The sequence below is a fragment of the Mycoplasmopsis arginini genome (genome assembly GCF_900660725.1).
GTDB lineage: Bacteria > Bacillota_I > Bacilli_A > Mycoplasmatales > Metamycoplasmataceae > Metamycoplasma > Metamycoplasma arginini.
In genome coordinates, this window is sequence record NZ_LR215044.1 from 17,483 (window position 1) to 32,802 (window position 15,320).

At 26.3% G+C, this 15,320-nt stretch carries 7 protein-coding genes; all 7 read left to right on the forward strand.

What is annotated here, in order from left to right:
* Positions 1–9 precede the first annotated feature (9 nt).
* The 7 genes from EXC38_RS00100 to EXC38_RS00130 all read left to right on the forward strand — a co-directional run bounded on the left by EXC38_RS00100 (position 10) and on the right by EXC38_RS00130 (position 15,263).
* A complete protein-coding gene (locus EXC38_RS00100; protein ID WP_004416272.1) occupies positions 10–753 on the forward strand; it encodes an ATP-binding cassette domain-containing protein in 744 nt (247 codons plus the stop codon).
* 193 nt (positions 754–946) lie between these two features.
* Positions 947–3,739 carry a magnesium-translocating P-type ATPase gene (mgtA, locus tag EXC38_RS00105; RefSeq protein WP_129694391.1) on the forward strand — a complete coding sequence of 931 codons (2,793 nt, stop codon included), beginning with the start codon at positions 947–949 and terminating at the stop codon, positions 3,737–3,739.
* Positions 3,740–3,881: 142 nt separating this feature from the next.
* Positions 3,882–4,853 (forward strand): ribose-phosphate pyrophosphokinase, encoded by a 972-nt coding sequence (locus EXC38_RS00110; RefSeq protein ID WP_129694392.1) that lies wholly within the window; start codon positions 3,882–3,884, stop codon positions 4,851–4,853.
* Positions 4,825–5,544: a 16S rRNA (guanine(527)-N(7))-methyltransferase RsmG gene (gene rsmG, locus EXC38_RS00115; protein WP_129694393.1), complete on the forward strand. Its 720-nt coding sequence runs from the start codon at positions 4,825–4,827 to the stop codon at positions 5,542–5,544. The genes EXC38_RS00110 and rsmG overlap by 29 nt, the downstream gene beginning before the upstream one ends.
* 132 nt (positions 5,545–5,676) lie before the next feature.
* On the forward strand, positions 5,677–14,040 hold the full coding sequence (locus EXC38_RS00120; RefSeq protein ID WP_129694394.1) for an ABC transporter permease: 8,364 nt from the start codon (positions 5,677–5,679) through the stop codon (positions 14,038–14,040).
* Positions 14,040–14,960, forward strand: coding sequence for an ABC transporter ATP-binding protein (locus EXC38_RS00125; RefSeq protein WP_129694395.1), 921 nt, complete (start codon positions 14,040–14,042; stop codon positions 14,958–14,960). The genes EXC38_RS00120 and EXC38_RS00125 overlap by 1 nt, the downstream gene beginning before the upstream one ends.
* Positions 14,961–15,263 carry a hypothetical protein gene (locus tag EXC38_RS00130; RefSeq protein ID WP_129694396.1) on the forward strand — a complete coding sequence of 101 codons (303 nt, stop codon included), beginning with the start codon at positions 14,961–14,963 and terminating at the stop codon, positions 15,261–15,263. It begins immediately after the preceding gene.
* Positions 15,264–15,320: the final 57 nt, after the last annotated feature.

The window sequence follows — 15,320 nt, forward strand, 5'->3', positions numbered from 1 at the left end:
ATATTTGATATGAAAAATATAGATTTTGTTAATTACTCAGGTTCTTACCAAAAAGATAAAAAACTTGTTTTAAAAGAGTTGAATTTATCAATTAAAAAAGGTGAGATGATCGCAATTATTGGTAAGTCCGGAGCTGGCAAGACAACAATTTTTAATGCGATTTTGAAACAGCTACAAACAAAATCCGGAAATATTTTTATTAAAGAATCTGATATTGATAAATTAACTAACAAACAATGAAAAAACATTGTTAAAAAAATTGGTTATCTTTCGCAAGAAACTAATTTAATTGAAGATTTAAATATTTATGAAAATATTCTTCATTTTTATCCTTCATATAAAAACAAACTTTTTGCTTTTTTTAAAATATTAACTAAGAAACAAAAAACAGAAATTTTTGAAGTCTTAGAAAGTTTAAACATATTAGACAAGGTTTTCACTAAGGTGTCTGATCTTTCAGGTGGCCAAAAACACCGTGTTGAAATTGCTAAACTGTTATTAAAAAAAGTAGAAATTATTTTAGCTGACGAACCAACTGCATCTTTAGATATTAAAACTTCAAAAGATATTATGAATATTTTAAAAAGCATTAATAAAAATTATGAAACAACAATATTAGTTAATATCCATGACTTAAATATCATTCAAAGATTTTTTACAAAATATATTTTTATTAAAAACGGTGAATTAGTACAAATAGGAAATCCTAAAGACTTAACAAAAAAAGAGATGGAAAAATTATACGAATCATAGTTATAAACAACACGTTTATAACTTTTTTAATTTTTAATTAACTCTTTGGGGTAAAATTTATACATAAAATGAAAGGTGACTTAATGGAAGTGCAAAGTAGCGATCGAACTAGTAAACAAAATGTGTTTTCACTAAGCACATTTTGTTAATCGTTTAAAAGCACCTCTTTGTCAATAATAAAAAAGGAGGTAACATGAGTAAAAAAACTAATATTCAACTTTTAGAAAATAGAAATTCAAAGTTAAGTAAACAAGATTTAAAAAGAAACTTGGTTAACCAAAGATTATTAGAAGCTTCAGAAGCTGATTTAGATTTTTTATATTCCAAATACAACACTTCTAAATATGGTATTTCAAATGAAGACCTAGTTGAAGAAAATAGAGATGAATATGGTGTGAATAAGATTGCTAAAAAAGGATCTGACACTGTAGGCAAGAGATTAGTTAGATCTTTCTTTAACTTATTTAATATTATTCTTTTTGTATTAGCTATTGTTTCGGCTGTTGTTGATATCATTTTGCCAATTACACAATCAAAGAAAGATGAAGTTAATTACATAACTGTTGTTATTATTTTAATTATTGTTTTTGCAAGCAGTATTATTCATTTTATCCAGGAACAAAAATCTGCTTCGAGTGCTAATAAATTAATTGAAATTATTGAAACAACGTGTCTTGTTGAAAGAAATGGAGTTTTAAAGGAAATTCCAATGGACGAAATTGTTGTGGGCGATATTGTCCACTTAGCTGCTGGAGATATAATCCCTGGTGATGTTCGTATTTTAACTGCAAAAGACTTATTTGTTTCACAATCTTCACTAACAGGAGAAAGTGATGCAATAGAAAAATATGGAGATATTGATAAAAGTAAAAGTTATGATAATATTACCGACCGTCCTAACCTTGCTTTTATGGGTTCTAATATTATCTCAGGTTCTGCAAAAGCAATTGTTTTAGTTGTCGGAAATGATACTTTTATTGGTAAAGTTGCAACTAAATTAAATGAAAAACAAGTTCCTACTAATTTTGAAAAAGGAATTAAGAAAATTTCAGTAATGCTAACAATTATTATTGCATCAGTTATTCCTGTAGTATTTCTAATTGTTGGATTAATGCACCAAAAATTAGAAGGTAATGCCGCCTGAATAAATGCTTTATTGTTTGGAATTTCTATTGCCGTTGGTTTGACACCAGAAATGCTCCCGATGATTGTAACCGCTTGTTTATCAAAAGGTTCGATGGCCATGGGGAAAGCAAAAACAATCGTTAAAAATATTAATTCTATCCAAAACTTTGGAGCAATGGATATCTTATGTACTGATAAAACTGGTACTATAACTCAAGATGAAATTATTTTAGAACGCCATCTAGATGTTAATGGTAAAGAAGACGCCCATGTTTTAAAATATGCTTTTTTAAATTCATATTATCAAACAGGTTTGAAAAATTTACTAGATAAATCAATTATTAACCGTACTTTAGATTTAGCTGATGAAGAAAAATCTTTAGATAATCTTGAACTTCATTATTTAAAAATTGACGAGGTTCCTTTTGATTTTAATAGAAAAAGAATGTCTGTTCTTGTTAAATCATTAAAAAATGATAAGGTAACTTTAATTACCAAAGGAGCAGTAGAAGAAATTATTAACGTATGTAACAAAATTTATTTAGATGGAAAAGTAGTTCCTTTAGATAAAAAGGTTGTACGTAAAGTTTTAAATAAAGTAGAAGAATTCAGTGAAGAAGGTATGAGAGTTGTTGCTGTTGCTTCAAAGAAATCTCATATTGATGCTGTTGGTAAATTAAGTGTGGCCGATGAAAAAGATATGACATTAATTGGTTATTTAACTTTCCTTGACCCACCAAAAGATTCAGCAGAAGATGCAATTAAAAAGTTACATAATTTAGGTGTTGAGGTTAAGATTTTAACTGGAGATAATCCATTAGTAACTAAAGCTGTTTGTTCTAAAGTAGGAATTCCTTATGAAAGAATTTTATTAGGTAAAGATATTTCAAAATTATCAGACACCGAATTAGCAATCGAGGTTGAAAAAACACAAATATTTGCAAAATTAAGTCCAGATCAAAAAGCAAGAATTATTACCATTTTAAGAAAAAACGGTCATGTTGTTGGTTATATGGGTGATGGTATTAATGATGCACAAGCAATGAAGGTTGCAGACGTTTCTATTTCTGTAGATACAGCTGTTGATATTGCTAAAGAATCAGCAAATATAATTCTTTTAGAAAAAGATTTAAATGTTTTAGCAACTGGAATAATTGAAGGAAGAAAAACTCACGCTAATATTAATAAATATATTAAAATGACAGTTTCTTCAAACTTTGGAAATATTTTTAGTGTTGTTATTGCTTCAGCAATGCTACCTTTTATTCCGATGGCACCAGTACAAATTATTTTCTTAAATTTAATTTACGACTTTTGTTGTGGAACAATACCATGAGATAATGTTGATAAAGAATTTATTCAATCACCACGGCAATGGGGTCATAAGTCAATCTGGCGCTTTATGTTATGGTTTGGACCAGCAAGTTCAATTGTTGACATTATGGCATTTTGTTTATTATTCTTTGTAGTTATACCTAATGCAATTAAAGGTTCAACATTTAGTAGTATTAGTGATTATGCTAAATTGACACCCGAAGAACAAAAAGCATTTAAACTAATGTTCTGATCTGGTTGATTAGTAGTTTCAATGTGAACTCAAACGTTTGTAATTCATTTATTAAGAACAGATAAAGTTCCAATGTTTAAATCAAACGCTTCGACACCAGTTATTATTTCTACTTTAGTTGGTGTTGGTGTTGTTACTGCTCTTCCTTATATTCCAAAAGTAAATGATTCGTTACAATTAACACCATTACCTGCAGAATTTTTTGCTTGATTAGCGCTTTTATTATCTACATATACTATTTTAGTTTTAATAACAAAGAAAATATATAAAAGAATATACAAACAATTTCTATAATTATTAAATAAGCTTTTAATAGGGCTTATTTTTAAATTATTCTAATTTTAAAAACAAAAGTAGCAAAAACATTAACTTTAATATTTAATATATTAAAATTTATATGTAAAAATTAAAAAAGGAATAATGAAAAAAAGATAAAATGAATAAAGCAGAAGACAATGTAATTATTTTTGGAATGGATAATTCCCAAAAATTAGCTAACGAAATCGGAAAGTATTTAAATAAGGAAATTAAATCAATTAATAAAATAGTTTTTGCTGATGGCGAACAACTTATTTATCCTGAAGAAACAGTAAGAAACAAAACAGTTTTTATTATCAATAATACCGGTAAACCAGTTAATGACAATTTAATGAGTTTATTAATTTTTATTGACTCGTTAAAAAGAGCAAGTGCTAAAAGAATTATTTGTGTAACTACATATTACGGATATGCAAGACAAGATCGTAAAACAAGTGGTAGACATCCAATTACTGCGAAATTAGTTGCAGATTTATTAGAAACAGCTGGAGCAGACAAACTTATTACTTTAGATCTACATAATGCTTCAATACAAGGTTTCTTTAATATTCCTGTTGATGATTTAAGAGGTCAATTTATTTTTTCAAAAGAACTAAGAGGAAGAAAAGATAAATTTGTTATTGTTTCACCTGACCACGGTGGAGCTGTAAGAGCAAGACAATTATCAGAACTACTAGATAGTGATGAACAAATTGCAATTATCGATAAAAGAAGAACTGGACCTAATGTTTCTGAAATTATGGGCGTGTTAGGTAATGTTAAGAATAAAAATGTAATTATTTTTGATGACATTATTGACACTGGTGGAACAATTATTCATGCAGCAGAAACTTTAAAAGCACAAGGGGCAAAAAAAATTATTATTGCTGCAACTCATGGATTATTTTCGAGAGGTTTTGAAATGTTTGAAAATAACCCAATTATAGATGAAGTAATTATTACAAATTCAACTGATCACTCACACCTTTCGCATTTTAAAAAATTAAAAGAGTTATCAATGGCTGAATTTTTAGGATTAGTTATCGAAGCAAATATCAATAATACTTCAATTAGTGAAATTTATGAAGACTATAGCAACGGAAGAGTTTAATAATTTAATTAATGAATATTTAGGAGAAACTAACAAGGAAATAGTTTCTAAACTTTGAATCTATTATTCTTTAATAGAAGAAGAAAATCAAAAATATAATTTAACTGGTTTTTATGGCGAAAAACTTATAAAAGAGGGAATTATTGAATCAATATTAATTTTTAAAAACATTAATGATCAGGTTTTAGATTTAAATCAAAAAAAAGTTTTAGACATAGGTTCAGGCGCAGGTTTTCCTATTATTCCTTATTTTATTTATAATCCAAATTTTGATTTAACTATTTATGAGCCAATGCAAAAACGTGTTAACTTTTTAAATTTGGTTATTTCAAAATGTAATTTAAAAAATATTAGAGTTCTTAAATTAAGAGCCGAAGATTCGAAAGAATATGAAACCTTTGATTTCATTAGTGCTAGAGCGGTTTCTGAATTAAAAAACTTGGTAGAAATATCTCACCATTTAGGCAAATTAAATTCTACATTTTGCTTTTTAAAATCAACTAGTTTTCAGAAGGAAATTTATAATTCAAGCTTTATTCAAAACGCTTTAAAAATTAAATATAAGGCTTTAGATTTAAAAACTTTTTTCAGTATTAATAATGTCTTAGTTTATTATCAGAAAACTTCAAAGACACCAGATTTTATTCCAAGAAAATGATCTATAATCATTAAAGATAATCTTAAAAAATAATAAAAAAACTTACTTTTTTAAATAAAGTAGGTTTTATTTTTTATTTCTTTTTTCTTCTTTATTAAATAATTTATTAAATAATTTATTTAATAAACTATATAATTGTACTATCCAAACAAGGAAAGGTAAATTATGAAAAGACTATTTAAAGAAGTTTTTAGATCCTTAGCTAAAAACAAAGTTACATTAGTTTGTTTAACAATACTAATATTTTTAACAACATTTTTATTTACATTATTAAATGATGTTAAAACCTCATATTCAAGAACGATTAATGCCTATGATAAGGTATCTAAATTACATGATCTAACGGTGGATTTGGATATTAATCCATCAGGAATCATTCCTCATCAAGGTTATAATCAAGTGGATAAGGATAACAATACATTAGTCAATTCTCCAATACAATTTGAATCATCAAAAAATGGTTCAGATGTTTCATATACAATTAATTTTCCAAGTGAAGATCAAAACTATATAAAAATTAAAGATACTATAGAAGGTTGAAACGTTGATGATAACTATTATTTATTAACTGAAGATTTTTTAAAAATTTATTACGAACAATTATCAGGCGGAGTTACTAGCGTTAATTTTGAAATCAATAAAGAAAACCCTGACCCAAATAAAATTAGAGAATTTACTTTTTCAGGAGAAAACCGTAAATTTAGAGTATTTCGCAAAGAGGGAAATAAATATGTTTTAGTAACCAATAAAACTACAATAAATAAAGATGATACTATTACTTTAAAAAATAATGTCAAGTTGGCTGATATTTTAACTATTGCTTATGGTCCTAAGGGCCCTTTTGCTCAACAAACAGTAAAAGATTCTGTTATCGAAGCTTCTCCGCTATTTTTAAATACCAAAACAAAACAAGCATCATTTTTAACCGAAGATTATGATAATTGAAAAGCTGAAGGAGTACTATATGTCATTTCCTCAGAAAAGGTATTAGAACTTATGGGCTTTGAAAAAGACCAAACAAATCAAAAATGATACTTCAAAGATAATGCTTATCAAAATGCAAAAATTAAACTTCAAAATGATAAAAAAACAAATGAATGAAACATTATTAATGAAGATAAGTTAATTAACACATTTAAATTAGGTAATTTTATCGATACAAATAAAGTTGAATCAGATGCGCCCTTATTACAAGAATTACAATCTAATCAAATTTACAAAATTCCAGAAGATTGAATCAAAAGAACAGAAAAATTAGTTTCTTATAATTGATATCGTTATGTTTTAAATTGAAATGAATTAAAAGATGAAGAAAAATCAAACTGAAAAGGTTCATACTTCAAATTTATTGAACAATTTAGTAAAAATAATCCTAAAGAATATAAGACTAAATTATATTTCTCATATTGAGATAAAACTACGACAATTAAATATTCAATCGGTAATAAATACAAACAAACATTTGTTCAAACCACTCCAATTGACAAAAATGATTTAAATATAACTTTTAAAGAAGCCTGGAAAGGTGGGGGGAATAATAAAAACATTCCTCTTGAAAAACAAAATCAAGAAAAAATAAATCTATGAAACATTAAACAAATTGAATTTAATGAGCTTTCAGATGCTGAACCAAGCGAAGAACAATTTTTATATGCTTCAAATGTTGAAAAATTAAATGAACACCAAAACTTCATTAGAAATGGGGCTTTAAATTTTGCCAGATCTTCTATTCTAAAAGATATCGAGAGCACTGTTGGTGCAGAAAATTTAGGTATTAGAAAAACAGTTACTGTTGAAACTGTAAATGAAGAGAATGCAAAGAAAAATGTGTTCCACTTTGTTGATATGGGTGATAAAGATAAAAAAATTCTTGGTTTTAAAAATAATGTTGGCAAATTATATAATGAAACTTTAAATCCTTCAATATTAAATTCAAGTATTTCAAATGAAAACGTGGATAAATTTTTATTAAAACCAGACAAGAATAGTAATAAGATTCAAAAAATACCTTCAGTTTACACAAGATCATTAGTTGAAGCAATTTTTAAAAACTTTACTCCTAACATTAATTATTTTAATGCTGATATAAGATTTGAAAATTATTATGACTTTTTAGAAAAAACAAAAATACCTACTTTATTAAACGGAAAAATTTTAACTCTAACAACAGCTACACCAGAACTAAAAATAAAATCGGGTTCAACAATTGTTGGAGCCATTGCTATGCCTCGCCCTAATAAATATATTTTCTTAACACAAAGCAACATTGATGGATTTACTGATGAAATTGTTTGAAATAAAGTTTTAATTAATAATAAAGATTATTTAACAATTGATGAAGTCTATAACTACTTAGTTGAACAAGATTATACCGTTCGTGGCGAAATAGGTCCAAATGGGTGAGCAGTAGTTAATAATCAATTTAAAAACTCAATTAGTCTACCAATTGCCTTTGGATCTATCTCAAATGATTTAACAACAGAAATTACTCAAAAGAATACAATTAAAACATTGGTTGAACGTTTAAGATCTGTTTTTGTTGACACAGATTTGGCTAAATTATTTGATCGTAAAGATATTTATCGTTTATTTAAAGCAATTTCAGATTCTGTTGAAGAAAATGGTCTTCATACATTGCTAGCAATTGGAAAGACAAACAAATTTATTTTAGAAAAAACACTGTTAGATGTTATTAAGTTTTTAGTTAAACCTTTATATCAAAAGAATAATCAAAACTTAGAATACATTAACATTAATGCTAATGCCTTTATTCATAATTTCTTTAACAAGATTTTCCAATACTTTAAGAAACAATATCTTGCTTCAGGTTCAACACCAGAAGAAAGAGATAATTATTTAGTTTCACAAATAAATAATTTAAGTGGGATATTTAACTTTTCAAAAGTTTATATTATTCCTCAATTAAAAATATCATTAAAAGATTTATTTATTTATGTAAAAGATAAAGAAAGAATTTTTGATATTTTAAGTAATATTATTTCTTCAATTGATTTTGTTAAGTTTTCCGCAATTATTAATGATTGATATGATCGTCATCCTTACAAACCTTTTACAGCGTTAAATGATACATATTGAACTATGTCGCATGAAAGAATGATTATTTCTTTATTAAGTTCCGTTAAAGAAAGTCAATTTAAAAATGCAATTAAGAATTTAATTAACTTAGTTGATTTTGGAAAAATTTTAGATCCAGATCAAACAAGCAGTTATTATTCGAAATGAGTTAATGCATATAAGAATGCAAACCAAGAATTAAGCAACGAAACTAAAGAACAAGCTAAGAAATTCTTTAAAGCTTTAGACGCTAACAAAAATGGTTCATATGCAAATATTAATGAAGGTTTATTTAGCATTTTTTCAAATATTAGTGTTGAACAATTTACTAATTCATTAAATAAATTAATTAAGATTAATAAATATCCAATTACAGCAAATAATAAAATTTATAATGACTATAATACAGAATATTTAAATCAATCTGATTATCTAGCTGCATTTATGTCTTCATTAAATTTAGCTAGGGAAAACGAAATTTCTTCAAGCAAAATTATTCAGATTCAAAATGCTTTGATTAAAATATTTAACTTTTCAAATAAAACAGACAACTTTATTAAGGAATTAAATATTGCTATTCCTACTTCCGAAGAAGGTAAGGTTTCATTACTTGATTTAGCGATCTTACCTAAATTAGCATTTCCAAATGACGTTAGTGAAGCAACTATTCCTTCTTCATATAATGTTCAAATAAATAAATACGATTTAGTAGATATTCAAAAAGTTATTTTTAAAGTAAAAAAGGCAATTTCAAATAATGAATTATTAAAATTAACAAAATCTGAGTTTGATTTTGTTAAAAACGAAGCACTTATTAATGAAATTGAATTAAATAATTTAGAAACATTATTAAGTAAGCTAGAACAATATTATAAATTTGTTGAATTATTAAAACTAAAGAATCTAAAACCAAAAAATAACAATTTTAATTTTGTTTTAGAAGATAATAACTTACAACCAGGTTCATATGGTGATTTAGCTTATTTATCAGCAATAATAGATGTTAATAATAAAGAAAAACAAGATAATATTGAAATATTAAAAACATTACATAATTTATTAGCAAAATACTTTGCTTCATCATTTATGAGTGAAGGTGAAAATTCAATTATTAAGAATAATTTTATTTTATATAGTCTTTGAATTAAATTAGCTTATTTCTTAAATAAAATAGAAAGACTAGAAGATAAAATAACAATTGATGAGAAAACTGGTAAAAGAATTATTGAAAAAAGATTTAATAAAACATTATCTTTTGCTCAAATTAAATTAGTTTTAAAAGAAATTTATAATTTAGCACTTAACCCAGAAATATCAGCTAAGATGACTAATTATGATAAAGTTGTAAATCCAATTCCAAGTATGGGTGTTTTAGGGAGTGATAGCGAGTATAAGGCCACTTTATTAAAAATCCCTTATGCACACGCACATACAAACTTAGCAAATAAAGAATTGGTTGAATTATTAAAAAACTCAACAGCAATTGACACTTTCAAATCTAATTTAGCCAATGCTCAAATTAAAGAAGATATTATTAATAAAATTTTAGATTTATTAGTAAAAAATTCAAATGAGTTAACCTACAACTTTGGTTATATTGCGTCTGCTTCACAAATGGCAACTTTCTATAACAGAAGTTTAGTCACTTTCTTGGATTCATTTCTTGCTACAAATGAAGAAAATCCAGCAATAAAACCACTAATTAATAATGATTACGAATTTGATTTAGCATTTAAAATGGCTACACAAAATGCAAACTTAAGTAATCATTTATCTTTATTAAACATTCCTAAGAACTTATTAAATCCTTTAACACTTTTAAGTTTTCCTCAAATTCCTTTATACTATGCTTTAAGCCCAAATCCTAACGAAGGAAACCTTGCTTATATTGTCAAGAAGATGCTAAACAATTTAAAATCTTCAAATATTCAAGATATCCTATATCAAATTGAAGGATTAACTCAAAAATTCGATAGTTCTGTGCAATACATTGAATCAAAAAGTGATACTGCTGTTGATCTAGATTTATCAAACTTTAATTATTTATTTAATAGATTATTAACAGATGAAAATGGTAATGAGCTAGAAATTTTTGGAATTAATGTTACTTCATCTATTAAAAAGTCACTTTACAAAATTATTGAACCAATTCAAATATCAAACTTAATTTCTTATTCTGATTCTGGTTCATATGTAGCTAAAATTAATTATGGTTATGCTTCAAAAAATGGAAAAGAAGTATATACTGGCGACATTAGTAAATATTTATCAAACCCATATGCAATGCAATTATTTATTGCTTCATTAGATAATAAATATAAAGTTAAGGTTAATACACAAGAATATTTAATTATTGGTATTGACTCAAGCGTCGATTATTTATACCCTGTAATTAATGAAGAAAATATTCAAGTTGATACTAATTCCCAAGCAGTTGTTTATGTTAACTCAAAAGGATTTGACCGTATTTATTCAGCTTATCCAACATTTGCTATTAAAACATATGTACTTGTTAAAGCACCAACTGATGCGAGAGGAAGATTTTTAGAAAACAAAAACCCTCAACAACTTCAAAAACAATTTAGTGAAGATATAAATAAAATAAATCCAAATTCATTTAAGGGAGTCTATTTAAGAGATGAGTTAGATAATATTAACCCTGAGAGAATGATTAGAATTGTTACAATTAGATCAATTGTTAACTCAATTAAAAACGCAACTTTATATCTAATTACTGTTTTAACAATCTTAGTAGCATTCATTATTTACTTTATTATGAAGAGATATATTGAAGCAAGAAATAAGGTTGTCGGTATTTTAAGAGCACAAGGTTATAAAACTTCAAAAATTGCGTTAGCCTTTTGTGCTTTTGGTTGAATACCAGCAATAGTTGGATCTTTAGGTGGATATATTTTAGGTTTTGCTCTTCAAAAACCAGCAATGAATGTTTTATCTTCTTACTGAACATTGGAAAATAATATTATTCCGGTTCATGCACTGGCAATTTTAGGAACAATGATTATTCCATTCATTTTTGTCAGCTTATTAATCTTTATTATAACTGCTATTTCGGTTCGTAAAAAGCCAATTGAATTAATGAGTGGATTAACTGAAGTTAGTGTTGGAAACTTTGCACAAAGAGTCTCAGCAATGTTTAGAAAATTACCAATCAAAGCAAGATTTATAGCTTCAATGGCATTAAATAATTTCTGAAAAATGTTTTCACTATTCTTAGCCTTTTCAACAACATCATTAATTTCAATGTTCTTCTTATCTTCAAATAATATTTTTAACAAGGCAATTACTAAAACATATAAAGATCGTCTATATAAATTTAAGTTAGACCTAGAAAGTCCGACAACTGAAGGCGGACCATATGTAACATATAATAAAGATGATATTAACTCTTTACTTTATGTTCCAAATGATTTAGCGGGAAACTCATCATCAAATGGAAGCCAATTAGATTATTCTAACCCTAACTTTTTAAGACCGGGTAGCTCATTTAATACCGACGTTATTCAACGTCCTTACGCACCAACGGTTTTAACAAAATCATCACTGGATATTTTAATGGATTTATCTGTTGAATTAAGTCCTTGAGATATTACATATGCAAATATGCCAGAAACACAAAGAGCTAGAGTGGCACAAATTTTCAAACGTGTTTCAAAACAAATGCAAAATACTCAATATTTAATTGATATTAAAAAATTAAAGAATAAAGAAAATTATTTAGATGTTAATGGTTCTTCAATAGATGATATTATTGCTGTGAATAATTTAGAAAAATTCCAAAAAGATTTATCCGAAAATAAACCTGAAGATATGAGTAATAGAACAAGTTTCTTCTACTTTATTCACTCAGGAAGATATAAAAATGAACAAAATACTGGACGTATTAGTGAACAATTTAAATTTGTTGAATGAGATCCAGTAAATGAAACATACTACAAACCAAAAGCGGTTTCAACTTCAAGATACCGTCAAGAATATAGAAACTTCTTAGTTAATGCATACCGTAAAATTGATCAGTTAGATTTCTTTGTATCATTTGGTGGTATTTATTGAAATAATACAACAAATGAAAAATACACTTATGCCAAAACATTGTATGACAATAAAGAAATGAAGATTTATGGATATTATGAAGATAGTAAGTTTATTTCAATGCATAATAATAAAAATGAAAATTTACAAGAAAAACTAGCTAAATATAAATATCAAGAAAATAAACCGATTCCGTTAATTATCAACACTGTAGCTGAGAAAAAATACCGTTTATCAATCGGATCAAGAATTGAAGTAGAATTATTGAACCACGTTGATAGATTTAGCCACCGTGCTTTATTCCAAAAGGCTCCAAAAACTAAATATACATTTGAGGTTATTGATATTTCTGAAACATATATCAACACCGAAATGATTACAAGAAAAGATATCTTAGATAAGATTTTAGGTTATGATACTTTAACTAAACGTCTAAAAGATGCACGTAAACAAGAATTAGATAATGCAATTTATTTAAACCCAGATAAAAAAGAAGAATTAACCAAACTATTTAATAGAAAATACGAAGCATTTAATGGTATCCTATCAAATGATATTACTCCTGTTCAAACCATTGATACATTAACAACATATTCATCAACAGGATTCTGAGGAGCTGCAGCAACATTTGAAGTAGACGGCGCTAGTGATCAAAGCGTTTGAGAATTCTTTAAGAGAATATTTATTTCTGATGAAAGTATTAACTATGTTTCAGTATATGAGCATAATGTTAATGCTTATAATCAAGCTCATCCTGAAGCGAAATTAAATTACAAAGATGTTTTATTTAAATTATTAAATATTAATGAAATACAGTTCCAAAAAATTGTTAAGGAATCTAATTCAAATGAAGAATTTAAGAATATGGCACGTTCTATTCTAACTAAGTTCTATGGAACACAACCAGATACAATTTATGGTAAAAATATAATGTTTGGTGCTTCATTTGATGTTAATAGTAAAGACATTGAAGCAGGATTTATTTCTGGAATTTCAGAAACAGTTAATATTATTTTAATTGCATTTATTGTTATGTCATTATTAATATCAATTATCATTTTAATTGTTATTACAAACATTATGATCGCATCTAACCAAAGAGCAATAGCAACATTCTCAGTATTAGGTTATACAAACAGTGAAAAAATTTCATTATTCTTTGCTAACTTTGTTCCAACAATTATCTTTGCCTGCTTATTAATGATTCCTGTTACATTATTATTAATATCAGTCTTTAATGCATTTATGATGGCAACATCACAAATTATTCTTCCACTAGTTTTACATTACTCAACAATTATTATTTCAGCAACAATTTGCTTAACAGTATTTATTTTAACATCTATGGCAACATGAAAGAGTTTAAATAAGGTTAAAGCTGTTGATGCTCTGAAAGGAAAATAATGCCAAGAAAAAATAAGAAAGATTTACATAATAATTTAAATGAATTAAGCCCAATTGAAATTTATAAACATGATAAACCTTTTGAAATTCAAGATGAGGGTTTAACTGTTAAAGTGTTGGACAAGAATACTTTGAAACAATATAAATTAGCTAATGACAAACCACGTAAAAAAGACGGATTAGAAAAAGAAAAAAACACTGAAGGTAACATTGTTGAAGTTAGCGATGTTAAAAAAACCTATTTATCGGGTAATGTTGCAACTGATGTTTTAAAAGGTATTTCTTTCTCAATCAAAAAAGGTGAAATTGCAATTTTATATGGTAAATCTGGTTCAGGAAAATCAACACTTTTAAATATTATTAGTGCTTTAGATCGTCCTACCAGTGGTAAGGTTATTGTTAATGATGTTAACCTACCTTATTTAAGCAATTCAAAACAAACACTTTTTAGAAGGAACAACATTTCATTTATTTTTCAAAACTATAATTTATTGCAAAATTTAAATAGTTATGACAATGTCGAAACAGGTGCATACTTACAAAAAGACAAAGCAAAGCATTTAGATATTAAAAAATTATTTAAAGATTTTGATTTAGAACAATGTATGTTTAAGTATCCTTCACAAATGTCTGGTGGGCAACAACAACGAGTATCAATTTTAAGGGCTATTGCTAAAAATGCCGATATCTTAGTAGCTGATGAGCCAACTGGGGCACTTGATGAAAAAACTGGTCAAATTGTTTTAAAAATTTTACAAGAAATTAATCGCGATTATGGGACAACAATAATCATTGTTTCTCATGACCCTGATGTAGCTCAAATGGCCGATAAAGTTATTTATTTAGAATTAGGTCATATTAAAGATATAATATTACAAGATCGTAAATGATTAATTGAGAAAAATAAAAAGGAGATGTAAATGGATATAATAACAATAGTATTTTTAATTCTATCTTTTGGACTTTCAGCATTAGTAATTACTATTTCTGCTTTCCTGTTCAAAAAAACAATTAAAAAAGATTTAATTATTACTTCATATTGTTCATTATCAGCATTATTACCAATTCTAATTTTCCTATTAGTTTTAGTTTCATACTTTACTAAGGTTTTATTAGTATTTTGCATTTTAGCAATATTTACTATAATGGTATCTGGAATTATTTTCCTAATAGCAAGAATTCTTGACTGAAAAAGAAGTGCTGAAAATAAATCAAAAAGATAAAAAATAAAAAAAGAACCAGAGTGAATAACTCTGGTTTTTATAATGTTTTTTTATACA